Source organism: Streptomyces sp. NPDC057099 (assembly GCF_042671245.1).
Classification (GTDB): domain Bacteria; phylum Actinomycetota; class Actinomycetes; order Streptomycetales; family Streptomycetaceae; genus Streptomyces; species Streptomyces purpurascens.
This window is the reverse complement of the sequence record NZ_JBHUTX010000014.1, coordinates 46,311-70,008: the sequence shown is the minus strand read 5'-3', so window position 1 is coordinate 70,008 and position 23,698 is coordinate 46,311. Positions and strand designations below refer to the sequence as shown.

Below are 23,698 nucleotides of genomic sequence, written 5' to 3'. Positions count from 1 at the left end.
TCAGGCGGCGAATCCGGCGACCCGGAGCGCGTGCACGAGATCCCAGCGGCGCTCGTCCGACACGCCCTGGGCGGCCTCCAGCAGGAGCGGTACGAGGCGCCCCGGATCGGGCTCGGCGCTGCGGGCGGCCTCCTCGGGGGTGCGGGCCCTCACATACGCGTCGAGCAGCGCGCGCACCTCGCGGTGACGGCCCTCGGCGGCCAGTCCGAGGACGGCCGCACCGACCTCGGCCGGCGGCCGGGCGACGCCCTGCCGCAGGATCTGCTGCCCGTCCCCCACGCGCCCGGCCGCGCCCAGCGCGTCCGCCGCGGCGACCAGCCGCCCTGCGGGCAGCGAGGCGGCCTCCCACAGCAGGGTCTGCCAGTCCGCGCCCAGCCCGGCCCGTTCCAGCTCGCCCGCGAGCAGCGGGAACCGGGCGGGGGCCGAGGAGGTGAGCTCGACCAGCAGCACGTGCGCCTCCCCGCTGCGCCCCTCGGCACGCAGCCGCGCCAGCGCCTCGACGGTCCGCGCGACCTCCGTCCGGTCCGCCGCGCCGCCTGCCGCGCCCTGCGGCTCCTCGACGTGCCGGGCCGCGGCTTCTTCGGCGGCCCCGGCGAAACGCGCGCCGCGCCGGGTGCGGCCGGTCGCGGGGGCGGGCTCGGGCAGCGTCGGCACGGCAGCGGGCGGCACGACGACGGGCACGGCCTCCTCCTCGTCCATCCCGGCGAACCGGGCACTGCCGCGACGGCGTTTGCGCTGTTTGGGGGTGGGCGGTTGAGGTGCCGGGGGCTCGGGCGCTGGAAACGGGGCGGGAACGGCCCGGCCCGCCGGATGCTCCTGGGCGCCCCGCTCCCTCTCCGGCTCCGGGCCGGCGTCCGCATGCCGGGTGTCGTGCCGACCGGCTGTGCCGGACGCCGTCGGCTGCTGGGCAGGGTGCCGTGGCGTGGCGGGGTCATACGGACCGCCCGGGGCACGCTCAGACCGGGGAGCCGCCCTTCCGTCGCCGTACGCACGAACACCGCCGTCGGCTGCGTCGCCAGCGCCCTCGGCCGCGCCGGCCCCGAACGCGGGTGCGCCTGCCGCCGACCTCGCGCCACCGAACACATCAGCCGGCCCGCTCGGGCCGTCGCCGAACGCACGGACACCACCCTCGGCCGCACCACCACCGGACGCCCGGGATCCGTCCCCGACCGCGCCGGCTCCGAACGCCGCCGGTCTCGCGCCGCCGAACACATCACCCGGCCCGCTCGGGCCGGAGCCGCCGCGCGGAGCAGCTGGCATCTCCCCGCCACGCACACCCGCGGCATGCCCTGAAGCCTCCCCGCCACGCACACCCCCGGGTCGCCCCGATGCAGCCCCGGCCCCTCCCCCGCCGCCGAAGGCCCCCGGCGCCCCCTCACCCCTCGCGCCCGGGACACCCCCCGGCCCGGTCGCGCCACCCCGCCCCTCGAAGAAGGCGGCTGCGCCGCGGTCGTGCTGGTCCAGGCGGGACATCCGGTCGCGCAGCTCCGCGCAGCGGGCCGTGGCGCGTTCGTGGTCGTCGTGGGCCCAGGCGAGGTCGAGGCGGAGGGCGTCGGCCTGTTCGCGGGTGGGGGCCGAGGCGAGGAGGCGGGTCAGGTCGGCTTGGCGTTCGGCGGCGTATCTCTGCTCGCGGAGCATGACGTCCAGCCGGTCCCCGAGGGCGTCGCGGGCGCCCGGCCGGGCGTCGTGGGCGGTGAGCGCGGCGGCGTGCAGGGACCGGGCGCGTTCCGTCTCGGGGCCCGCGCCCCCGGGGCCGTACTGCCCGGCGAGGTCCTGGAGGAGCGCCTCCACCACGTCCCAGGGCGGCATCTCCCGCCCGTCCAGGCAGGCCCGCATGCCCTCCGGGTCGCGCTGCCAGAACACCGCGCACCAGCCGCCGGACGGGTCGAGGCGTGCCACCAGACCGTCCAGGTAGTTCGCGAACTCCCGGACTCTGCTCGGGAGTTGATCCGCTGCCATCGCTCAACTCCCGCCTGACCGGAGCGCTCCGCCCCGTAGGCAACACCAGTCGTGTTACAGCAGTGCTACGGGGAGTTTTCGCGCACGACGCGGGAGCCTCAGTGCCAGGTCGTCAGACCGGTGCAGGCGCGCACCGCTGCGCCACTTCGTCCATGGACAGCCCGAGCACGCCGGCCAGCGCGGCCACCGTGAAGAAGGCGGGCGTGGGGGCCCGCCCGGTCTCGATCTTCCGGAGGGTCTCGGCGGAGATGCCCGCGTTCGCGGCGATCTCCGTCATGCTCCGGTCGCCACGCGCCTCACGCAGCAGCCGGCCCAGCCGCTCGCCGCGTTCGCGCTCTTCGGGGGTGAGAGGGGTGCGCACCATGCACCCCATTCTAATACCGGTATAGTAATTGGCATGGTGGAACTCAAGACCGACACATCGATCGATGCCATGTACGAAGCGGGCCAGGTCGTCGCCCGCGCCCTGACCGCCGCCCGAAGAGCCGCCGACGTGGGCGTCTCCCTGCTGGAACTGGACGAGGTGGCACACGACGTGCTGCGCGAGGCGGGCGCGACCTCACCCTTCCTGGGGTACCGGCCCTCCTTCGCCCCGACCCCCTTCCCCGCCGTCCTGTGCGCCTCGGTCAACGACGCGATCGTGCACGGCGTTCCGGACCGCTACCGACTGCGCGACGGCGACCTCGTCTCCCTCGACTTCGGTGCCGAACTGGGCGGCTGGGTCGGCGACTCGGCCCTCAGCTTCGTCGTCGGCACCCCGCGCAAGGGCGATCTACGTCTGGTCGAGACCGCCGAGCGGGCCCTCGCGGCGGGCATCGAGGCGGCCGTCGTGGGCAACCGCATCGGCGACATCGCGCACGCGATCGGCACGGTGTGCCGCGGCGCCGGCTACGGCATCCCGGACGGTTTCGGCGGCCACGGCATCGGCCGCCGCATGCACGAGGACCCCGGGGTGCCGAACGAGGGCCGGCCGGGACGGGGCATGCGCCTGCGGCACGGCATGGTGCTGGCGATCGAGCCCATGGTCATCGGCGGCGGCACGGACGACTATCACGCGGCTCCCGACGGCTGGACGCTGAAGACGAACGACGGCTCCCGCGCGGCCCACGCGGAGCACACGGTGGCGATCACGGATTCCGGACCGAGGATCCTGACCGCGCGCTGAACCACGCCCCGGGGGTCCGGATCCTGCGGAAATGCCCCGAAGGTGCCCGCCGCCGACGATCGTGCGAAGGTGTTCTACGAGCGCGCCCCAGGTGTAACCGGCTGCCACCCGGGTTACCCGACCCCGGCACGTCGACCAGCGAGGGCGTTCCCCCGCGCGGGCGCCGGGGACGCCGGGAACGGAAGGCCCATGAGCAGCGGCTTCACCAGCCCGGAGGGCGGCTACGGCTCGGACCCCTTCGGAGAATTCCTCGCACGCTTCTTCGGCGGGCCGCGTCCGGGTCCCCGGCAGATCGACCTCGGGCGGCTGCTCAGCCAGCCGGCCCGGGAGCTCGTCCGCGGGGCCGCCCAGTACGCCGCCGAGCACGGCAGCCGGGACCTCGACACGGAGCATCTGCTGCGGGCGGCGCTCGGCACCGAGCCCACCCGGACCCTGCTCAGCAAGGCCGGAGCCAATCCCGACTCGCTGGCGTCGGAGATCGACGACCGGTCCGGCCCGGCCCAGCACGGCCCGGAGGACGCACCGCCGCCGACGACGCTGTCCCTCACCCCGGCCGCCAAACGGGCCCTGCTGGACGCGCACGACATGGCCCGGGCCCGCGGCTACGGCTACATCGGCCCGGAGCACGTGCTCAGCGCCCTGGCCTCGAACCCCGACTCGGCCGCCGGGCACATCCTGAACGCGGCCCGCTTCGCGCCTTCCACCCCGCCCGAGGCGCCGGAGGTCCCCCAGGCCGAGCGGCCGCGCCCGACGAACACGCCGACCCTGGACAAGTACGGCCGCGACCTCACCGAACTGGCCCGGCAGGGGCGTATCGACCCGGTGATCGGCCGGGACGAGGAGATCGAGCAGACCGTCGAGGTCCTCTCCCGCCGCGGCAAGAACAACCCGGTGCTGATCGGTGACGCGGGCGTCGGCAAGACCGCCGTCGTGGAGGGGCTGGCACAGCGCATCTCCGAGGATGACGTGCCCGACATCCTGATCGGGCGCCGCGTGGTCGCCCTGGACCTGACGGGCGTGGTCGCGGGCACCCGCTACCGGGGTGACTTCGAGGAGCGGATGAACAACATCGTCAGTGAGATCCGCGCCCACTCCGAGCAGTTGATCATCTTCATCGACGAGCTGCACACGGTCGTGGGCGCCGGTTCCGGTGGCGGTGACGGCAGTTCGCTGGACGCCGGCAACATCCTCAAGCCGGCCCTCGCGCGCGGTGAGCTGCACATCGTGGGTGCCACCACCCTGGAGGAGTACCGCCGGATCGAGAAGGACGCCGCGCTGGCCCGCCGCTTCCAGCCGATCATGGTCCCGGAGCCGACTCCTGCGGACGCGATCGAGATTCTGCGCGGCCTGCGGGACCGCTACGAGGCCCACCACCAGGTCCGCTACACCGACGAGGCGCTGGTGGCGGCCGTGGAGCTGTCCGACCGCTATCTCACCGACCGCCGCCTGCCGGACAAGGCCATCGACCTGATCGACCAGGCCGGTGCCCGGGTGCGGCTGCGGGCCAAGACCAAGGGCACGGACGTACGGGCCCTGGAACGGGAGCTGGAGCAGCTGACCCGGGACAAGGACCAGGCGGTCGCGGACGAGCAGTACGAGCAGGCCACCCAGTTGCGCGACCGGATCGTGGACCTGAAGCAGCGGATCGCCCAGACCGGCGGCGAAAGCGAGATCGACGAGGGCCAGGACCTCGTCGTCGGGGCGGAGTCGATCGCCGAGGTGGTGTCCCGGCAGACCGGCATCCCGGTCGCCAGCCTCACCCAGGAGGAGAAGGACCGGCTGCTGGGCCTGGAAGAGCATCTGCACCAGCGGGTGGTCGGCCAGGACGAGGCCGTACGGGTCGTCTCCGACGCGGTGCTGCGCTCCCGAGCCGGCCTGGCCAGCCCGGACCGGCCGATCGGCAGCTTCCTCTTCCTCGGCCCGACCGGGGTCGGCAAGACCGAACTGGCCCGGGCGCTCGCCGAGGCGCTGTTCGGCAGCGAGGACCGCATGGTCCGCCTCGACATGAGCGAGTACCAGGAGCGGCACACCGTCAGCCGCCTGATCGGCGCCCCGCCCGGCTACGTCGGCCACGAGGAGGCCGGCCAGCTCACCGAGGTCGTCCGCCGCCACCCGTACTCGCTCCTCCTCCTCGACGAGGTGGAGAAGGCGCACCCGGACGTCTTCAACATCCTGCTCCAGGTCCTCGACGACGGCCGGCTGACCGACTCGCAGGGCCGCACGGTGGACTTCACCAACACCGTCATCACGATGACCAGCAACCTCGGCTCCGAGGCGATCACCCGCCGCGGCGGCACGATGGGCTTCGCGTCAGGCGGCGCCGACGCGGACGAGGAGGCCCGGCGCGAGCAGATCCTGCGCCCGCTGCGCGAGCACTTCCGCCCCGAGTTCCTCAACCGCATCGACGAGATCGTCGTCTTCCGCCAGCTCACCACGGAACAGCTGCGCCGGATCACCAACCTCCTGCTGGACCGCACCCGTTCCCTCGTCCACGACAAGGGCATCACGGTGACCTTCACCGACCGAGCGGTGGAATGGCTGGCCGACCACGGCTACCAGCCGGAGTACGGCGCCCGCCCACTGCGCCGCACGATCCAACGCGAGGTGGACAACGAGCTCTCCCGACTTCTGCTGGACGGCAGGGTCCCCGAGGGCGGCCAGGTCACGGTGGACACCGAGGACAACCACCTGACGTTCCAAACGCAGAGTTCGCAAGCGCCCTCCTGAGGGCCTTCAGCGAACCGGCCGCACCACCATCGCCGATCCCCCACCCCGCCGTACCGTCTCAGCGGCTGCCAGCCACTTCCCACCCGGCAGCCGCTGAACACCCGTAGCCGCCCCGATCTCCGGGTTCGCCTTGAAGGAATGCCCGATCGCCTCGAGCTGCTTCCGCAACTCGGCGTTGTCGTACAACCCCGGCTCCAGCTCGGTCTGCGCGGCATTCCGCTGACTCGCCCGAGGCGCGGCGATCGCATCGACCAGCGGCAACCCCCGGTCCACCAACCCGGTCAGCGTCTGCAGGACGGTCGTGATGATCGTCGCCCCACCCGGCGACCCCAGCGCCACCACGGGCCGGTCATGCCGGTCGAGCACGATCGTCGGCGAGATCGACGACCGGGGCCGCTTCCCGGGCCCGGGCAGGTTCGGGTCGTGCACGGCGGGGTTCGCCGGCGTGAAGGAGAAGTCCGTCAGCTCGTTGTTGAGGATGAACCCCCGCCCCGGCACGGTGATCCCGCTGCCACCGGTCTGCTCGATGGTGAGGGTGTAGGCGACGACGTTCCCCCACTTGTCGGCGACCGTCAGATGCGTGGTGCTGTCACCTTCGTACGTCGTCGGAGCGGCCTTGCCACCGGAGCCACACCGCTTCGGATGACGCGGATCGCCCGGCGGCACCGGGCTGGACAGCACGGCGTCGTCCTTGATCAGGCACTCGCGCGAGTCGGCGAACCGCTGCGACAGCAGCTCCTTCGTCGGCACGTCCTCGAACGCGGGGTCGCCCACCCACCGTCCCCGGTCCGCGAACGCGATCCGGCTCGCCTCGATGAAGCGGTGCAGGTACTTCGCCTTGCTCGCCTTCGACAGGTCGGTCCGCTCCAGGATGTTGAGCGCCTCGCCGACCGTCGTGCCGCCGGAGGACGAGGGCGCCATGGAGTAGACGCCGAGGCCGCGGTAGGAGGTCCTGGTGGGTGCCTGGAGCTTGGTGCGGTAGGCGGCCAGGTCCTTCGCGGACAGGTCGCCGGGGCGGGCGTTCCAGCCGGAGGCCGGGTCGACGGGCGGCTTGTCGACCGTGTCGACGATCTCCCGGCCGAGGCCGCCGCGGTAGAGCGCGCCGACGCCCTTGCTCCCCAGCTCCGCGTAGGTGCGGGCGAGGTCGGGGTTCTTGAAGGTGGAGCCGACGACCGGGAGCTGCCCGCCGGGCAGGAACAGCTCGGCGGTGTCCGGGAAGTAGCGGAAGCGGGTCTCGTTGGACGCCGTCTGCGAGCGGAAGGTCTCGTCGACCGTGAAACCGTCGCGCGCCAGCCGCTCGGCCGGCTTCAGGACACTCCCGAGCCGCTTGCTGCCCCACTGGTCCAGCGCCGTCTGCCAGGTGGCGGGCGTGCCGGGCGTGCCGACGCTCAGGCCGCTGCTGACGGCCTCGGCGAACGGGATGGGCTTGCCGTTCTCGGTGAACAGGTTCTTGTCGGCGGACAGCGGAGCGGTCTCGCGTCCGTCGATGGTGCGCACCGTACGGGACTTGGCGTCGTAGTAGACGAAGTAGCCGCCCCCGCCGATGCCGGCGGAGTAGGGCTCGGTGACACCGAGCGCGGCGGCTGTGGCGACGGCCGCGTCGACGGCGTTGCCGCCCTTGCGCAGGACCTCGATCCCGGCGGCCGAGGCGTCCGGGTCGACGCTGGAGACAGCGCCGCCGTAGCCGACGGCCAGGGGAGTCTTCTCATCACCGGTGGTCTGCGCGGCGGGTGGCGCCGCCGCCCCCACCGACACCACCACGGCGGCCGAAACCGCCAGGACCGTCAGATTTCGCGCGACAGGGCGACGCATCCGCACCTCCAGTCAAAGGCCGTCCGCGCAGCTTAATTCATGGCCATGGTCGCGTCAGGCACGCGTCGAACACCGGTGCGTCGACGCCCGCTAGCATGCGCGCCCATGAATGACGACGTGCGCAACATAGTCCTGGGCGTGGTCGCGGCGGGGATCAGCGCCGGGCTGGGCTGGGTGGCCCGCACCTATCTGTGGAAGCGCAGGCTCCGCCGGAAGCAGGCCTTCTTCGGGCTGCCCGACAACTCCGAGTCGCTGCTGGTGGTGAACCGGGGCGCCGGGGGACCCGAGTTCGCGGTGATGCGCTACGACGTGTTCGCCCTCCTCGAACTCGCCGCGCTGATCAAGGACTGCAACGCCCACGCCCAGATACTGCCGCACGACACGGCACGTCAGGGCTTCGGCGAGCGGACGGAGTTCTGTGTCGGCGGCCCCGCCTCCAACCGCCGTATGGCGGCCCATCTGTCCTCCCTGCTCCCCGGGGTGCGGGTGAACATGGACTCCGAACCGGGGCCGGACCGGGGATCGTTCCAGATCGGCTCCGAGCGCTACCGCGTGGACAACGGCAAGGAGGAGTACGCGCTGCTCGCCCGGCTGACCGCCGAGCGCAGCCAGAACACCCGGCCGGTCTACCTCTTCTGCGGCCAGACCTCGATCACCAACCAGGCCACCACCCGCTACCTCGCCCGCAATCACGAGAAGCTGGCCCGCAAGTACGGCAACAGCTCCTTCGCGCTGCTGCTGAAGGTGATCAACTCACAGGCGTACGGCCCGGACGTCGTCGAACTGGTCGAGGACGTGACGCAGGCGGCTCAGACCCCGCTGCCCGCCGCCGCGACTCCACGCAATACCCACCGCGCCTCCTGAGGTCCTCCACTCCTCAACAATCGTTACTGCCACGTAACTTACCGACGGGTTACCACTGGTAAGGGCGCGAGGTTACCGTCTGGTCACTTTGCACTGACACGAGTGAGGAGTGACCCGTGGGACACACCCGCAAGGCCCTGCGCACCACCGCCGTAGGCGCCGTCTCGGCCACCCTGGTCGCCGGCACAGCCCTCGGACTCGCCCCCACCGCACAGGCGGCGCCGAACCCCGTCCGCTTCGTCGACATCACCGGCGACGGCGGCACCGTCCTCAAGGCCAACGTCGTCACCCCGGCGGGCGCCGACGGCACGCACCGCTACCCGCTGCTCGTCATGCCCACGAGCTGGGGCCTGCCCCAAGTCGAGTATCTGGCCCAGGCGCAGAAACTCGCCGACTCCGGGTACGTCGTGGTCACCTACAACGTGCGCGGCTTCTGGCAGTCGGGCGGCGAGATAGAAGTAGCGGGCCCACCCGACATCGCCGACGCCTCGAAGGTCATCGACTGGGCGCTGGCCCACACCCCTTCGGACGCCGGGCACATCGGCATGGCGGGCGTCTCCTACGGCGCCGGCATCAGCCTGCTCACCGCCGCACAGGACAAGCGGGTCAAGGCCGTCGCGTCACTGAGCGGCTGGGCCGACCTGATCGACTCCATCTACGCCGGACGCACCCAGCACGTCCAGGCGTCCGCCCTGCTGGACGGCGCGAGCATCGTCACGGGCCGGCAGAGCGCCGAACTCCGGCAGACCTTCGACGACTTCTACCGCTCCAACCTGGCGAAGGAGCCGGAGCTCATCGCCTGGGGAAAGAAACGTTCCGCTGCTACCTACGTCGACCAGATCAACAAGAACGGCGCGGCGATCATGCTCGCCAACGCCTGGGGCGACACGATCTTCCCGCCCAACCAGTACGCCGACTTCTACGAGAAGCTGACCGGCCCGAAGCGGCTGGAGATGCGCCCCGGAGACCACGCCACGGCCGAGCTGACCGGTCTGTTCGGGCTGCCCAAAGACGTCTGGAAGGACACCACGCGCTGGTTCGACCACTACCTCAGGGGCGAGGACAACGGCATCGACCGTGAGCAGCCCGTCCAGCTCAAGTCCCGCTCCTCTGGCGGCTATGAGGGCTACCCGGACTGGAAGTCGGTCGCCGCGACCGACCGGAAGATCGCCCTCGCGGGCACGACCACGATCCGCGCGAACGTGAACTCGGGGGCGGACGGTGGAGTCGTCTTCCTGTCCAGCATCCTCGACCAGGTGGCCCAGCTGCCCCCGATGGCCTCGATCCCGCTGCTCCCCCGCCGCTGGGCCGCCGTGTGGCAGTCGGAGAAGTACGGGGACGACCAACAGGTGCGCGGCACCGCGAAGTTGCACACGACCCTCACCCCGACCAAGGAGAGCGGCACCCTCGTCGCCTACCTCTACGACGTGGGGCCGCTCGGCCTCGGCAAGCTGGTCTCCAACGCGCCGTACACCTTCCACGGGCGCACTCCCGGAAAGCCGTTCGGCGTCGACCTGGAGCTGTACTCCACGGCCTACGACGTCCCGGCCGGGCATCGCCTCGCCCTGGTCGTCGACACGGTCGACCCGCTCTACATCGAGCACAACCCGTCCGGCGCGCAGCTGACCTTCTCCTCGCCTGCGAACGACCCGTCGTACGTGTCGGTCCCGCTGCGCGAGCAGTGATCTCCGGCTGCCGCCGGACGGGCCTGGCCGATGTGAACCGCCGCCCCCGTGGCCACAAGGGCCGTGGGGGCCACACCCGGCGGGAACACCCCACGGACCGGGCGGGCGGTCTGCTCACCCCTGACGGGATCGGCGAATTTCGGCGAAGTCCCCCTCTCCGACAGGGATGAAGGGCACATCGTAGTCGAGGTCCGATCCGATGAGCCGTCCGGTGCCTGCCCGTTCAGTGCTTGAGGATCTTGGAGAGGAAGTCCTTGGCGCGGTCGCTGGTGGGGTTGGTGAAGAAGTCGTCAGGGGTGCGGTCCTCGACGATTCCGCCGTCGGCCATGAAGACGACGCGGTTGGCGGCCGAGCGGGCGAAGCCCATCTCGTGCGTGACGACGATCATGGTCATGCCGTCGCGGGCCAGTTGCTTCATGACCTCCAGCACCTCGTTGATCATCTCCGGGTCGAGGGCCGAGGTCGGCTCGTCGAAGAGCATCGCCTTGGGCTCCATGGCCAGGGCACGGGCGATGGCCACGCGCTGCTGCTGACCGCCGGAGAGCTGCGCCGGGTACTTGTCCGCCTGATCGGCGACGCCGACCCGGTCGAGGAGTTCCCGGGAGCGCTTGTCGGCGTCCTCCTTCTTGCGTCCGCGCACCTTGATCTGCCCGAGGGAGAGGTTCTGCAGGACGGTCTTGTGGGCGAAGAGGTTGAACGCCTGGAAGACCATGCCGACGTCGGCGCGCAGCCGGGCCAGGGGCTTGCCCTCCTCGGGCAGCGGCTGTCCGTCGAGGACGATCGTCCCCGACTCGATGGTCTCCAGCCGGTTGATCGCCCGGCACAGTGTCGACTTGCCCGACCCCGAGGGGCCGATGACCACGACCACCTCCCCCTTGCCGACGGTGAGGTTGATGTCCCGCAGAACATGCAGCTCCCCGAAGTGCTTGTTGACGTCACGCAGCTCGATCAGCGGATCTACGGCCATACTCAGCCCTACTCACTCTCAGCTGTGTCGTGGTTGCCGCAACGTATCCAGGCAAGATCGGACTTGTCGGGCGACACGCACTTTTCGATCATTAGCCGTATTTACATCGCACTTTGGCTCAAAGGGTGCGGTCATGGGTGCGGTCATGGGCCTCACGCCTCCGCGACTTCCGCGTAGAGCTGCGACAGCTCGGGCACGCCGTACGCGGCCCACTCGTGCCCGGAGTCCACGACGTCGAACTCCCTGCCGGAGGTGAGCCGCACGACGGGCTGGCCGTCGGAACGGATCTCCCAGGCGGCTCCCGGCACGGTGCGCACGATGACGGTGCCCAGGTAGAGGCCCGCGTCGTTGCCGAGCCAGGCCAGCGTCTCCTCGTCGTCCCGCCAGCGCGGCAGCAGCTGGTCCAGCGCCTCCAGCGAGGCCGCCGAGTCGTCCAGCCGGACCCCCGCCCGGGACGCCTGGGAGCGGAGCAGTTCGCACTCGGCGAGCAGGTCCGCGATGCCCGCGGGGTCGGGGAACCCGACCTTCTGGCGCCGGTTGCCCAGGAAAGGGATGTTCATACGTCCAGCGTGTCATTCGTACCGCCGTACGCACCACAGGCGCGCGGGCCTTCGCTGACGGTCGAGTTCACGCCGAGTTCGCGCATGGCGCGTTGACGAGTCCCTCCAGTCTCCCTAGCTTCGTTGTCTCTCTAGCTTCACCGTGCGATCGATGAGCGGGAGGAGTCGGCCGTGCGCCGATCTGTTCGGGGGGTCCTGGTCGTCCTGACCCTGTGCGGGTCCCTGGTGTCGACGGTGTCGGCGCCGTCCGTCGGTGCCGCCGAGGAGAGACGGGCCGCGCCGGTGCCGCTTGAGCGGCTGTTCGACAACATCGCCGTCAGCGACGACGGCCGGCCCGCGTCGGCCGACTTCGACGGCGCCGGTGCCTCCCTGTCGGCGCGGGACCTCACGGCCGCGGGCTGGGCACCCGGCCGCACCCTGACCGTCCAGGGGGCCCGGCTGACCTGGCCCCGGCGGGCGCCGGGCGAGCCGGACAACGTCCGCGCCGCCGGACAGGACGTCCGCGTCACGGGGCGCGGCGACGCCCTCGCCTTCCTGGTGGCGGGCACGGCCGGCACGGAGGCGGGCGGCCCGGGCACGGTCATGTACGCGAACGGCACCCGCTCCGGCTACCGGCTCACCGCGCCCGACTGGCGCACCGGACCGCTTGCGACGAAGGCGGTGGCCCTGCCGCACATCAACACGCCCGGCGGGCAACTCGCCGAGCAGGCCCGCCTGTACGTCGTGACGGTGCCGCTGACGCCGGGGCGCGAGCTTGCCTCGGTCCGGCTGCCGCGCGCCGCCGGACTGCACGTCTTCGCGCTGTCGGTACGGACCGCCACACAGGGCTGGACGGGCAGCTGGACGACGTCGACGGGCGGCTACGCGGCCGTGGGGCCCTGGACGGACCGGACGCTGCGGCTGGTGGTGCGCGCCTCGGCGGGCGGGCCCCGGGTGCGGATGCGGTTCGACAACACCTTCGCGGCGGCCCCGGTGCGGATCGGCGGCGCGACGGTCGCCGTGCAGGCGGCGGGCGCGGCGGCACGTGGGACGCCGGTGCCGCTGTCCTTCGGCGGTGAGGAAAGCGTGGAGATCCCGGCCGGGGCCCAGGCGTACAGCGATCCGCTGGGCTTCACGGTGCCGGCGGACGCCAATCTGCTGGTCAGCTTCCATCTGCCCGGCCCGGTGCCGGCGGCGCCCCTGCACCGGCTCGCGCAGCAGCGGTCGTACGTCAGCGAGCCCGGCGACCACGCGGCGGACGGCACCGCCGGGGCGTACACCTCGGTGATCACCAGCTGGCCGCTGCTCGCCGGGGTCGACGTGAGCGGCGGGCCCGGGTCGGTGGTGCTGCTCGGGGACTCGATCACCGACGGCGACAAGTCCACGGTGGACGCGAACCGGCGGTGGCCGAACGTGCTGGCCGCCCGGCTGCAGCGGCAGAACGCCGTGCCGCGCTACGGGGTGCTGAACCAGGGCATCTCGGGCAACCGTGTCGTCACCGACCGGTATCCCGGCGACGGGGTGTCCACGGACACGGCCGGGGTGAGCGCCCTGCACCGGTTCGACCGCGACGTCCTCGCCCAGCCGTCGGCCCGTACGGCGATCGTCTTCGAGGGCGTCAACGACGTGCGCTGGGGCACCTCGGCGGAGCAGGTGATCGCGGGGCTCCGGGAGCTGGCGGCGCGCGGGCACGCCCGGGGGCTCAGGATGCTCGCGGCGACGATCCTGCCGTGCGAGGGCGAGGCGCGGTGCACGGCGACCGTCGACGCCGAGCGGGTCGCGGTGAACGACTGGATCCGCGAGGGCGCCGTCTTCGACGGGGTGCTCGACTTCGACGCCGTCGTACGCGACCCGGCCGACCCGGCGCGGATCCTGCCCGCGTACGACAGCGGCGACCACCTGCATCCCGGGGACGCGGGGCTGGCGGCGCTGGCGGAGTCGGTGGACCTGCGGCTGCTGTGAGCCGGTCGCCTCGCGGCCGATGTGGGCTGGCCGCAGTGGCCTACACGTCGAGGTCGACCACGACCGGCGCGTGGTCCGAGGCGCCCTTGCCCTTGCGCTCCTCGCGGTCCACGTACGTGTCCTTGACCGCGTTCGCGAACGGCGCGTTGGCGTACACCAGGTCGATGCGCATGCCGCGGTTCTTCGGGAAGCAGAGCTGGCGGTAGTCCCAGTACGTGAAGGGCTGGTCGTACTTCAGGGGCCGCGGGACCACGTCCGACAGGCCCGCCTCGCGCAGGGAGGCCAGGGCGGCGCGCTCGGCGGCGGTGACGTGGGTCGCGCCCTCGAAGGCCGCGCGGTCGTAGACGTCGTCGTCCGTCGGCGCCACGTTGTAGTCGCCCATCACCGCGAAGGGGCGGCTGCCGGCCGCGTCACCGGCGACGGCTGCCTTGAGGGCCTCGAACCACTGGAGCTTGTAGGCGTAGTGCGGGTGGTCCACCTCGCGGCCGTTCGGCACGTACACCGACCAGACGCGGAGCGGGCCGCAGGTCGCCGAGATGGCGCGGGGCTCCACCGAGCCGTCGAACCCGGGGTCGCCGGGCAGGCCCTTGACGACGTCCTCGATGCCGACGCGGGAGAGCACCGCCACGCCGTTCCACCGGCCGGTCGCGTGGACCGCCGACTCGTAGCCCAGCTCGCGCAGCTGCTCCGCGGGGAACTGCTCCTCGGAGACCTTGGCCTCCTGGAGGCACAGCACGTCCGTGCCGCTGCTCTCCAGCCAGGCCAGGAGCCTCGGCAGGCGGGCGGTGATCGAGTTCACGTTCCAGGTCGCGATGCGCATGTCCCACAACCTACCCGGAGGGTCTGACAACGCCGTCCCGGCCTCAGAGGTCGGCCGACGACCCGGGGGTGAGCCGCAGGTGTTCCGCCCCGGCCAGGCTGCCGATCTGGCGGTCGTAGATCGGGCGCGCGAGGTCGGTGAGGAGGGCGTCGTGGATGTCGTAGGCGCGCTGCGGCTCCACCTCGCGGACGTAGTCGATGACCTCGGAGATCTTGCTCCACGGGGCCATGACCGGGAGCATCAGCGTCTCCACCGGGTGGTCGGGGACGGTGAGGGCGTCGCCGGGGTGGAAGACCTTGCCGCCGTCGACGAGGTAGCCGACGTTGGTGATGCGCGGGATGTCCGGGTGGATCACCGCGTGGAGTTCGCCGTGGACCTGGACGTCGAAGCCGGCGGCGCTGAAGCTGTCGCCGTGGCCGACGGTGTGGACCCGGCCGGGGAAGGCGGAGGAGATCTTCTCGGCGACGGATTTCAGGGTCCAGATCTCCGCGGCCGGGTTGTTCTCCATCGCGGTGCGCAGCCGGGACTCGTCGAAGTGGTCGGGGTGCTCGTGGGTGACGAGGATGGCGTCCGCGCCCAGCGCGGCGTCCTCCTCGCTGAACCCGCCGGGGTCGAGGACGAGGGTCCGGCCGTCCTTCTCGAGGCGGACGCAGGCGTGCGACATCTTCGTGAGCTTCATGAGTCCATCCTGCCTCCCGGGTTCGCGCGCGCCCTCACTCCTGGGGCGTGGTCTCCTCGCGGATGACCTGCTGGGCGACCTTGAACGCGCTGTTCGCGGCCGGGACGCCGCAGTAGACGGCCGCCTGGAGCAGCACTTCCTTGATCTCGCCCGGGGTGAGGCCGTTGCGCAGGGCGGCCCGGGTGTGGAAGGCCAGCTCGTCCAGGTGGCCGCCGGCGACCAGGGCGGTGAGGGTGACGGAGCTGCGGGTGCGCCGGTCGAGCCCGGGGCGGTCCCAGATCTCGCCCCAGGCGTAGCGGGTGATGAATTCCTGGAAGTCCCCGGAGAAGTCGTCGGCCTGCGCCAGCGCCCGGTCGACATGCGCGTCGCCCAGCACCTCGCGGCGGACCTTGAGCCCGGCGTCGTACGGGTCGGGCCGCCCCTGCGCCTGAGGTGCCACGACGGGGGCGATCTCGGCGACGGGCCCGGTCTGGAGGGGCTGCGGCGGTGCCGGGGACAGCACCGGCTTGAGGGCGGCCGCGGGCAGGGCGGTCTGGCCGGTGGAGGTCTCGAAGGCGGGCTGCCAGGCGGTGGAGAAGTGCCGGACCAGGAGGTCGGTGACCGCCGCGGGCTGCTCCACCGGCACCAGGTGGGAGGCGCCGGGGACGACGGCGAGGCGGGCGTCCGGGATGCCGGCGACCAGGGTGCGGGCCTCGGCGGGGCCGGTGACCTGGTCGTCCGAGCCGACGAGGACCAGCGTCGGTACGCCGACGCGGCCGAGTTCGGCCCGGACGTCGAACGAGGCGAGCGCCTCGCACGCGGCGATGTAGCAGCCGGGGTCGGTGGTGCGGACCATCTGCACGGCCCACTCGGTGATCGCGGGCTGCGCGGCGGCGAACCCGCCGGTGAACCAGCGCTCGGGCGAGGTGCGGGCGATGGGGTCGAGGCCGTTCGTGCGGACGATCACGCCTCTCTGCCGGAACTCGTCGGCCGAGCCGAAGCGGGGCGAGGCCGCGATCAACGCCAGGGAGGCGAGCCGCTCGGGGTGGCGCAGGGCCAGCTCGATGCCGACCGCACCGCCGAGCGCGCAGCCCGCGTAGCCGAAGCGCTGCACGCCGAGCCCTTCGAGGGTGGCCAGCAGCCGTGTGGTGAGGTCGTTGACCGAGCCCGCCGGGTAGGCGGGAGCGCCGCCGTGTCCGGGCAGGTCGAACCGGAAGACCCGCCAGTGCTTGATCAGCTCGGGGATCTGGCGGTCCCACATGTGCCAGGTGGTACCCAGTGAGGGACCGAGGATCAGGACAGGTGCGTCTTCTGGCCCGTCAAAGCGGTATTGCAGGGTGTTCGGTGGTGTCTCGCTCACCCGTCCGAGCCTCTCATCTGTCACGAGATGTCACATCGCCGGGGTGAATCTACCGGGCCTCGCGCCACTGTCGCCAAGCCTCTCGGCTGGTAGTCCTTATGGGGCACGCCTTCTCCTCATGGATCACGCTTTCTCCGTGTTGGTGCACGGAGCGACTTCGTCGGCGCGCGCACCGGCCACTTGTGACCCCGAGTGGCGCCCCAGCCATTTCGCGACCCACAGGGCCATGGGCAAACCGATATCTAACCTTCCCCTCGACTTCGGCTGAAGCTTTTTGATCGACGGCTCCACCGCCAAGCACAGCCGCGCGAGCACCGTCAATGCTCTGTGCGATTCCCGGTTTCGGTAACCGGAGATCATCTGCTGTATGTCGCCCTGCGCGATGGGGTCGACGTAGTCCTGGTCGTCGAACGCAAGGAACGCGCCCGTATCCGCTGGGGCGGCCGAGCCGCTCTCGCCGCACGGTCAGGCAACCTCGCGCACGTTCCAGGCCACAGCACCACCGCCGCGGATCTGTCTGGGCTGCTTGACCAGCCGGAGGGCGGAATGCCCAGCATCCCCGGAAGGCCGGCGACCACCGACGCCGCGGCGGTCAGCGGGGCCGTGGCCACATGGTCGATCTCGCGATTGCAGCCGACGCCAGTCGGACGGCACGCCGCCCCATGCTCGACTCCCTCGTCGACGGCGCCCGACTCGACGCCTACGCCGCACGCGACGTACTGCACCATCCCGTCGCCGCATCCGCCCTGCCAGCCCACCACGCGAGGCTCTGACCGGCGCAGTCGGCGACGCCGGGACAGAGCTGGAATGGCTGCTGGAGGCCGAGCCCGATCTCAGCCAGGCCGGGCGCCGACCAGGGTGACCTGCCGCAATGCGTTCACGCGGCGGCGGTGTCGGCGTTTCGGCCACTTCGGACCCGGAGCCGCGCCCTTCCAGAGCAGGGATCTGGGACCCGCAGGGTCTCTTCGCACAGGAAGTAGCGGGCTTCCCAGCACGACCGAATGACGTGTGTTCGATATCGGCGCCGGGTCGTTAGACCTGACGACTCTGCCGCAGCGACCGTCCCAGGGGGAACGATGACCTCGGCCATCACGCAGGACCAGCCGCCACAACCACCGAAGGGCACCTCGCAGGACGCCGAACCGCAGGAGGCCGGTGTTCGAGAGGAGGAATACCTCTACCGCGACGCGTCACGGCTCCAGGCCGGTTCCCTGCTGACGTCCCGCACCATGGCGCGGCGCCTGCCCTCGCTCGTGCTGCGCTCGGTGCGGATGGCCTGGCGGGTGGACCGCGGCGCGACCATCGGACTGCTGGTGTGCCAGATCGGGACGGGCGTCCTCGCGGCTCTCGGCCTCTTGGCCGTCACGGGCACGATCAGCGCGCTGGTCTCCTCGGGCGACACCACCGAGCGGCTGTGGGACGCCGCCCCGCAGCTGGCCGTCATCGCCGCGGCCGCCGGCCTGCGCGCGCTGCTGGGCATCACGGTCGTCTGGCTGACCGGCCGTCTGCGACCCGTGCTCGGCCGGGCAGCGGAACTGACGATGATCGAGGCGGCGCTCGGCGCGGAACTGGCCGCCAACAACAAGCCCGGCTACAACGACGCCTACGACATCGCCGACCGCGGCGCCCAGGTCACCCCCGACCTCGTCGAAGAGGCACAGGACGTGCTCGCGGCGACCGCGACGCTCACGGCCGGAGCAGCCGTCCTGACCGTCCTGCACCCGCTGCTCCTTCCCCTGCTCTTCCTCGCATGCCTGCCGCAGGCCGCCGCCTACGTCCGTTCCGCACGGGTGATCTACCTCGCCGGTCTGGAGACCTCCGGGCGGCGCCGGATGCTGGGCAAGCTGCGCTGGCACATGGCCTACCAGGAGTCCAGCGAGGAGATGCGCGCCTGCTTGGCCGGTCCCTTCCTGATCGGCCGGTACCGGAAGCTGGCCGCCTCGGTCAACGCGGCCGAGCGCAAGGCCGCGAACACGGGCGCCTGGATGGGACTGGCCGGTGCTGTCGCCGGCGGGATCGCCTCGACCGCCGTGTGGGCGGCCCTGCTGTGGCTCCTGGCCTCCGGGCGGATGAGCCTGGCGGCCGGGGGCGGCGCGGTCTTCGCCCTTCAGACGGCCACCGGCTCGGTGCGCGGCATCATCAACGGCGGGGCCCGCCTGGTGCGCACCGGCTGGTACGTGCAGGACTGGCAGAACTTCCTCGACAACGCGCACGGCCAGGCCATGACCGACTCCCGCGGAACCACGGCCCTGCCCGCGGTCCCGGAGCGCTTCGAGGTCCGCGACGTCACCTACCGCTACGACGGCGCCCCCAAGGACAGCCTGAGCGGCGTCTCCCTCCACGTGCGGCGCGGCGAGATCGTGGCGCTGGTCGGGGAGAACGGCTCCGGCAAGACGACCCTCTCCCGCCTGCTGTGCGGACTGCTCCTGCCCACCGAAGGCGACGTGGCCTGGGACCACGCCTCCACGGCGGACCTGGACCCGTGGGGGTCATGGGAGCACGTCGCGCTGGTCCCGCAGAAGTTCACCTACCTGCCGCTGACGATGCGCGACAACATCACCTTCGGACAGGGCGACACCAGCGACGCGGCCCTGCTCGCCGCGTGCGAGGCGTCCGGCGCCGCGGAGATGCTGCCCGACCTCCGCTCCGGCCTGAACACCCTTCTGACCAGCGAGTGGTTCGGCGGACAGCAGCTGTCCGGCGGGCAGTGGCAGCGCCTGGTCCTCACCCGCGCCTTCCACCGGCAGGCGGCACTGCTGGTGATGGATGAACCCACGGCCGCGCTCGACGCCCGTGCGGAGCACCGGATCTTCTCCGGCCTGCGCGAGCTGGCCAAGGACCGCGCCGTCCTGCTGATCACGCACCGGCTCACGAACGTGGCCGTCGCCGACCGGATCGTGGTCCTGGACGAGGGCCGGATCGTGCAGGAAGGCACCTACACCCAACTCACCCAGGAGCCCGGGCTCTTCCGGTCCCTGTGGGAGCTACAGCGCCGCATGAGCGGCGAGGCCGAATGACGGCCGGTTCCCCGTCCCTCGCCGTGCACATCCCCGCGCACCATTCTTGAAAGGCAGCGCCCGTGACTTCTTCCGTCTCCCCTTCGGACCCCGTTGCACCGCAGGCTGCCCTGTCGGCAGCGCAGCAGTACGCAGCGTCCCGCCATGCGGTGTGGCTCAGTGCCGCCGCGATCATCACCGACCAGATCGGCCGCGTCCTGCTGGTGCACCCCACCTACCGCGAGGACGACCGGTGGCTGATGCCCGGAGGCGCCGCCGACCCCGGCGAGCACCCCGAGGATGCTGACCAGTGTGGGGTGCGGCCTCACACCGGTCCCGCGCTTGCCTCGCACCCACCCTGACGGCCGGCGCTTCCTCCGCATGCCCCTGGCCAGAGGTGTCCTGGTCCAGAATCAAGGTTCGGGCTCCGGCGCACTCGTGCTACTCGGGCCCGGCCCTGCGCCGCCACCCGTGTCCAGTGGTCCGCCGACGGCCTTCGGCCGCTACGACGACCAAGGTGTGCACGAGCGCACCCGAGAAGGAGACAGCAATGGCGACTGGCACGGTGAAGTGGTTCAACGCGGACAAGGGCTTCGGGTTCCTCGAACAGGACGGCGGCGGTGACGACGTCTTCGCTCACTTCAGCAACATCGCCGCCCAGGGCTACCGCGAGCTCACAGAGGGCCAGAAGGGCCTTCAGGCCGAGAACATCATTCCCGCCTGACGCACGGAGTGCGCTCCTCCGGTGGGACGAGGCGACGTCGCAGAAGGCATCCAGCGGGGAGTGGGGCGAAGTGCACCGCCGTACGCAGCGAGCGTTCGGCGGGTGCAAACCCGCGAGTCGGGCCGAAAGGATCCCTGGACAACAGCCAACTCAGCGGGCCGCTTGGCGATCGAGCGGTGTTCACCGGGCGGCTGCTGGGCAGTGCGCCCTTCGTGTGCGGGACCAAGGCGTTCGTCGAACGCCGGTGGGCGACCGTCGCGTTAGCCTCTGCGCAGGCGGGCGGCCTGGCTGTCGGTCTTCTCCGGGATGCTGTGCCGGATGCCCCGGCGCCGCAGGTACTCACGACACGGCCCGTTGCTGTATGCCTTGCCCGCGGCGAGACTGTTGGGTTTCCTGCGGGGGCTGCCCGGCCCGATCCGCGGGACGCGGAGCTTCTCCAGCACCGACTTGACCTGGGTGCAGTCAGCCCGCTGTCCTGGTGTGACGACTAGGGAGAGCGGGCGACAGCGGCCTTCCGCGCTCAAGTGGAACTTGGTGGTGAACCCGCCGCGCAAGCGTCCAAGGCCCTCGCCTGGTGCACCGCCTCCACCAGGCGGACGACGCGACTCTGCGCGGCGCTTCGCCCTGATGTTCAGCCGCTGCCCCCCTTGAGGCGGGAGTCGGTGGCGGCTCGGTGCGGGCACCGGCCGCATGTCGATGCGCGCACGACGGTGGAGTCGGCCGAGACGTCCCTGGCAGGCCCGAACAACGAGCAGCCCAGGCCTGGAGTACTGGCGTCTACGCCGAGGGTGCGACGCGAGAACGCGGGCATGAACGCGATCGATCCGGACGCCGAGCCGAACGCCGTTCCGGGTGGGCGTCGGCAAGCTGTCGGGGGCTGTCGGACCGACGGCGGCGGCCTGTCGGCGGGGCCTGGCACCTTTCCCTGGGACGGCCGCCGGAGATCACTGGGCGGTCCTGATCCCGAAGGAGCCACCCTGCACACGCCCGTCACGATCATCGGCGCCGGACTCGGCGGACTCACGCTTGCCCGCGTCCTGCGCCTCCACACAATCCCGGCCGCAGTCTACGAGGCCGAGTCCTCCCCGTCGGCGCGCACGCAGGGCGGGATGCTCGACATCCACGACTACAACGGGCAGCTCGCCCTCAAGGCGGCCGGCCTGATGGACGAGTTCCACGCCGTCGTCATCGAGGGCCGCCAGACACTGCGACTTGTCGAGCAGGACGGGACCGTTCTGCACGAGATGGCCGAGGACGGCACGGGCGGACGCCCCGAGGTGCAGCGCGGGGAACTGCGACGAATCCTGCTCGACTCGCTCCCGGCCGACACCGTCCGGTGGGGGCACAAGGTCACTGACACCTGTGCTCTCGGCGAGGGCCGTCATGAGGTGACGTTCGCCGACGGCGGCACCGTCGTCGCCAGTCTGCTGGTTGGCGCGGACGGCGCCTGGTCGCGGATCCGGCCGCTGCTCGTCGCACGACCCGACCAACGACCACCCCAGCCGAAAGTCACATGATCAACAACTTCTGTTAGGACCTCTAAGCCGGGCGGGGGAGCGAGTTGAGGCCGTCGATCGCGATGTCGGTGGCCCTTTGAACGGCTTTGTGGGTCTGCTCCGGCCGGTTGCCCCGCTTTTGGCATGCGGCGACGACGACCTTGATCGCCCCGACCAGCGAGCCCACCGCCGCGGCGGCCTCGACGAGGTCCAGCTCGGGGCAAGCGAGGTGGAGCGCTTCGGTCAGCTGTAGTTGGACGTCGAACAGCAGGTGCAGTTCGCGCGCCTTAAGTGCCGGGACCGACGCGATCAGCCGGGTCCGAGCTGGGCCGACCTTCCGCGCCAGCTCCGAGTCCGTGTCCGCGAAAACACTCTGGTCGATGACGCGCCGCAGCAGGTCGGCCACCGGTTCGCCGGGCTGCCGTTCTCCGATGATCTCGACCGCGCGCTCCAGCCGCGACCTGTCGTCGAAGAAGACGACGTCGTCCTTGCTGTCGAAGTAGCTGAAGAAGGTCCGTGTCGCGATGTCTGCGGTGGCCGCGATCTCCGCCACGGTTGTCTGGTCGTAACCCTTCTCGGCGAACAATCGCAGGGCGCCTTCGATGAGCGCTTGCCTCGTGCGCATCTTCTTCCGCTGGCGCAGCCCTGGGTCGCTGGTCACGACAGCACCTTACCGCATGCGATGTATTTTTGCATTCATTGACGTTTTGCATCGAGTGCTGCTTTATTGGGAGGTCCGTACCGACCGAGGAGCGGCCGATGGAGAGCACGTCCCCGGCAGGAGTCATGCCCACGGCCCGCCAGAACCCGTTCGATCCGCCCGAGGAACTGCGCCGCCGGCAGGGGCTCGGCCCCATCCATCGGATGACCTACCTCGACGGTGGTCAGGGATGGTTGGTGACCGGCTTCGCCGCAGCGCGGGCGATCCTGGCAGATCCCCGATTCAGCGTCCGCCCGGACCACATGCGCTCACCGATTGCCCAGCCGGCAACGGCGCCCGTGCCGCCGGGATTCTTCCTCCGCATGGACCCGCCCGAGCACGACCACTATCGGCGGTTGCTCACCGGTGACTTCACGGTGCGCCGGATAAAGCTCCTCGAACCGGAGATCGAAGCAATCGTCAATGACCACTTGAACGCGATGGAGCTCGCCGGAGGCCCGGCCGACCTGTTCAAGGCATTCGCGCTGCCGATCACGTCACAAGTGATCGGCGAACTGCTCGGGGTGCCCTACTCCGACAGGCAGGAGTTCCAGCGGAACGCCGCCACGCTCTTGGACGTCGACCTCACACCGGAACGCAGGCAAGGGGCGGTCAGCGAGCTCATGGCATATCTGCGGGACCTGCTGCGCCACAAGCGTTCCTGGCCAGAGGAAGACGTGCTCAGCGGGCTCGCTGCGCACGAGGGACTTACTGCGGACGAGAGGGCCGGACTGGCGCTCCTGCTCCTGATCGCCGGGCATGAGACGACGGCGCACATGCTTGCGCTGGGCACTTTCGCTCTGCTGGCCAACCCCGCACAGTTAGCCGAGGTCCGCGACGGAGAGGAAGACGCCCCTGCAGTGGTCGAGGAGCTGCTGCGTTACCTCACGATCATCCGTCACGTGGTCCGCGTCGCGCTCCAGGACATCGAGCTCCACGGCTGCCCGATCAAGGCCGGCGAGTCCGTCACCGTCGCACTGTCCGCGGCGAACCGGGACGCTGACCATTTCGCCGACCCGGACGCGCTTGACCTCACCCGCTCCACGGCCGGACACCTCGCGTTCGGTCACGGCCTCCACCGGTGCCTCGGGCAGCGACTGGCCCGCGCCGAAATGCGCATAGCCCTCCCCGCACTGCTTCGCCGCTTCCCGGCACTACGTCTCACTGTCGCGCCCGAGCAAGTGCCACTGCGGTCGGCCATGACGGTCTACGGCGTGCGTGAACTTCCGGTCACCTGGTAGGCAGATCAAGGTCGAGAAGAACG

19 protein-coding genes and 1 pseudogene are annotated in these 23,698 nt (G+C 71.3%); 10 read left to right on the top strand and 10 right to left on the bottom strand.

All coding sequences use genetic code 11. The features are described 5' to 3' along the window. Together ACFT4A_RS19815 and ACFT4A_RS19810 are read right to left on the bottom strand one after the other, a co-directional pair. Entirely contained in the window at positions 1-1,959 is a 1,959-nt protein-coding gene (locus ACFT4A_RS19815; RefSeq protein WP_382831933.1) for a hypothetical protein, read from the bottom strand. A 112-nt stretch (positions 1,960-2,071) separates the two neighbouring features. Beyond that, on the bottom strand, positions 2,072-2,323 hold the full coding sequence (locus ACFT4A_RS19810; protein WP_382831931.1) for a helix-turn-helix domain-containing protein: 252 nt from the start codon (positions 2,321-2,323) through the stop codon (positions 2,072-2,074). Positions 2,324-2,356: 33 nt separating this feature from the next. Between ACFT4A_RS19810 and map the strand changes: the two genes are divergently transcribed. Both map and ACFT4A_RS19800 read left to right on the top strand, forming a co-directional pair. Continuing rightward, complete coding sequence (map, locus tag ACFT4A_RS19805) at positions 2,357-3,124, top strand: type I methionyl aminopeptidase (protein ID WP_382831929.1); 768 nt, start codon at positions 2,357-2,359, stop codon at positions 3,122-3,124. Positions 3,125-3,313: 189 nt separating this feature from the next. Next, positions 3,314-5,851, top strand: coding sequence for an ATP-dependent Clp protease ATP-binding subunit (locus ACFT4A_RS19800; RefSeq protein WP_382831927.1), 2,538 nt, complete (start codon positions 3,314-3,316; stop codon positions 5,849-5,851). A gap of 6 nt (positions 5,852-5,857) precedes the next feature. Here ACFT4A_RS19800 and ggt read toward each other — a convergent pair whose 3' ends face one another. Next, positions 5,858-7,663, bottom strand: a complete 1,806-nt coding sequence (ggt, locus tag ACFT4A_RS19795; protein WP_382831925.1) for a gamma-glutamyltransferase — start codon at positions 7,661-7,663, stop codon at positions 5,858-5,860. 105 nt (positions 7,664-7,768) lie between these two features. Here ggt and ACFT4A_RS19790 point away from each other — a divergent pair, with 105 nt between their 5' ends. Further along, entirely contained in the window at positions 7,769-8,527 is a 759-nt protein-coding gene (locus ACFT4A_RS19790; RefSeq protein WP_382831923.1) for a hypothetical protein, read from the top strand. 116 nt (positions 8,528-8,643) lie between these two features. After that, on the top strand, positions 8,644-10,212 hold the full coding sequence (locus tag ACFT4A_RS19785) for a CocE/NonD family hydrolase (RefSeq protein WP_382831921.1): 1,569 nt from the start codon (positions 8,644-8,646) through the stop codon (positions 10,210-10,212). A gap of 223 nt (positions 10,213-10,435) precedes the next feature. Here ACFT4A_RS19785 and ACFT4A_RS19780 read toward each other — a convergent pair whose 3' ends face one another. Continuing rightward, on the bottom strand, positions 10,436-11,179 hold the full coding sequence (locus ACFT4A_RS19780) for an amino acid ABC transporter ATP-binding protein (RefSeq protein ID WP_382831920.1): 744 nt from the start codon (positions 11,177-11,179) through the stop codon (positions 10,436-10,438). Between the two features lie 152 nt (positions 11,180-11,331). Then, entirely contained in the window at positions 11,332-11,739 is a 408-nt protein-coding gene (locus tag ACFT4A_RS19775) for a DUF6278 family protein (RefSeq protein ID WP_184588678.1), read from the bottom strand. 171 nt (positions 11,740-11,910) lie between these two features. Here ACFT4A_RS19775 and ACFT4A_RS19770 point away from each other — a divergent pair, with 171 nt between their 5' ends. After that, positions 11,911-13,680, top strand: coding sequence for an SGNH/GDSL hydrolase family protein (locus ACFT4A_RS19770; protein WP_382831918.1), 1,770 nt, complete (start codon positions 11,911-11,913; stop codon positions 13,678-13,680). Between the two features lie 40 nt (positions 13,681-13,720). On the opposite strand, the gene ACFT4A_RS19765 is transcribed toward ACFT4A_RS19770, so the two are convergent. Genes ACFT4A_RS19765 through pcaC form a run of 3 tightly spaced genes read right to left on the bottom strand, consistent with a single transcriptional unit; the run spans position 13,721 to position 16,518 of the window. Further along, positions 13,721-14,500: an exodeoxyribonuclease III gene (locus ACFT4A_RS19765; RefSeq protein ID WP_382831916.1), complete on the bottom strand. Its 780-nt coding sequence runs from the start codon at positions 14,498-14,500 to the stop codon at positions 13,721-13,723. Between the two features lie 43 nt (positions 14,501-14,543). Further along, complete coding sequence (locus ACFT4A_RS19760; protein WP_382831914.1) at positions 14,544-15,179, bottom strand: MBL fold metallo-hydrolase; 636 nt, start codon at positions 15,177-15,179, stop codon at positions 14,544-14,546. Between the two features lie 34 nt (positions 15,180-15,213). Next, on the bottom strand, positions 15,214-16,518 hold the full coding sequence (gene pcaC, locus ACFT4A_RS19755) for a 4-carboxymuconolactone decarboxylase (RefSeq protein ID WP_382831913.1): 1,305 nt from the start codon (positions 16,516-16,518) through the stop codon (positions 15,214-15,216). Between the two features lie 1,076 nt (positions 16,519-17,594). Here pcaC and ACFT4A_RS19750 point away from each other — a divergent pair. The 3 genes from ACFT4A_RS19750 (at position 17,595) to ACFT4A_RS19740 (ending at position 20,238) form a co-directional block, all read left to right on the top strand. After that, positions 17,595-19,535: an ATP-binding cassette domain-containing protein gene (locus tag ACFT4A_RS19750; protein ID WP_382831911.1), complete on the top strand. Its 1,941-nt coding sequence runs from the start codon at positions 17,595-17,597 to the stop codon at positions 19,533-19,535. A gap of 62 nt (positions 19,536-19,597) precedes the next feature. Then, on the top strand, positions 19,598-19,876 hold the full coding sequence (locus ACFT4A_RS19745; RefSeq protein WP_382831909.1) for an NUDIX domain-containing protein: 279 nt from the start codon (positions 19,598-19,600) through the stop codon (positions 19,874-19,876). Positions 19,877-20,064: 188 nt separating this feature from the next. Continuing rightward, positions 20,065-20,238 carry a cold-shock protein gene (locus ACFT4A_RS19740; protein ID WP_382831907.1) on the top strand — a complete coding sequence of 58 codons (174 nt, stop codon included), beginning with the start codon at positions 20,065-20,067 and terminating at the stop codon, positions 20,236-20,238. Between the two features lie 260 nt (positions 20,239-20,498). Here the strand turns inward: ACFT4A_RS19740 and ACFT4A_RS19735 are convergent, their stop codons facing one another. After that, positions 20,499-20,930, bottom strand: coding sequence for a transposase (locus ACFT4A_RS19735; RefSeq protein ID WP_382831905.1), 432 nt, complete (start codon positions 20,928-20,930; stop codon positions 20,499-20,501). 285 nt (positions 20,931-21,215) lie between these two features. On the opposite strand from ACFT4A_RS19735, the pseudogene ACFT4A_RS19730 reads away from it, so the two are divergent. Continuing rightward, positions 21,216-21,710, top strand: a pseudogene (locus tag ACFT4A_RS19730) (FAD-dependent oxidoreductase); the annotation flags it as partial. 67 nt (positions 21,711-21,777) lie between these two features. On the opposite strand, the gene ACFT4A_RS19725 reads toward ACFT4A_RS19730, so the two are convergent. Then, on the bottom strand, positions 21,778-22,395 hold the full coding sequence (locus ACFT4A_RS19725; RefSeq protein ID WP_382831904.1) for a TetR/AcrR family transcriptional regulator: 618 nt from the start codon (positions 22,393-22,395) through the stop codon (positions 21,778-21,780). A gap of 98 nt (positions 22,396-22,493) precedes the next feature. Here ACFT4A_RS19725 and ACFT4A_RS19720 point away from each other — a divergent pair, with 98 nt between their 5' ends. Continuing rightward, entirely contained in the window at positions 22,494-23,675 is a 1,182-nt protein-coding gene (locus ACFT4A_RS19720) for a cytochrome P450 (protein WP_382831902.1), read from the top strand. Positions 23,676-23,698: the final 23 nt, after the last annotated feature.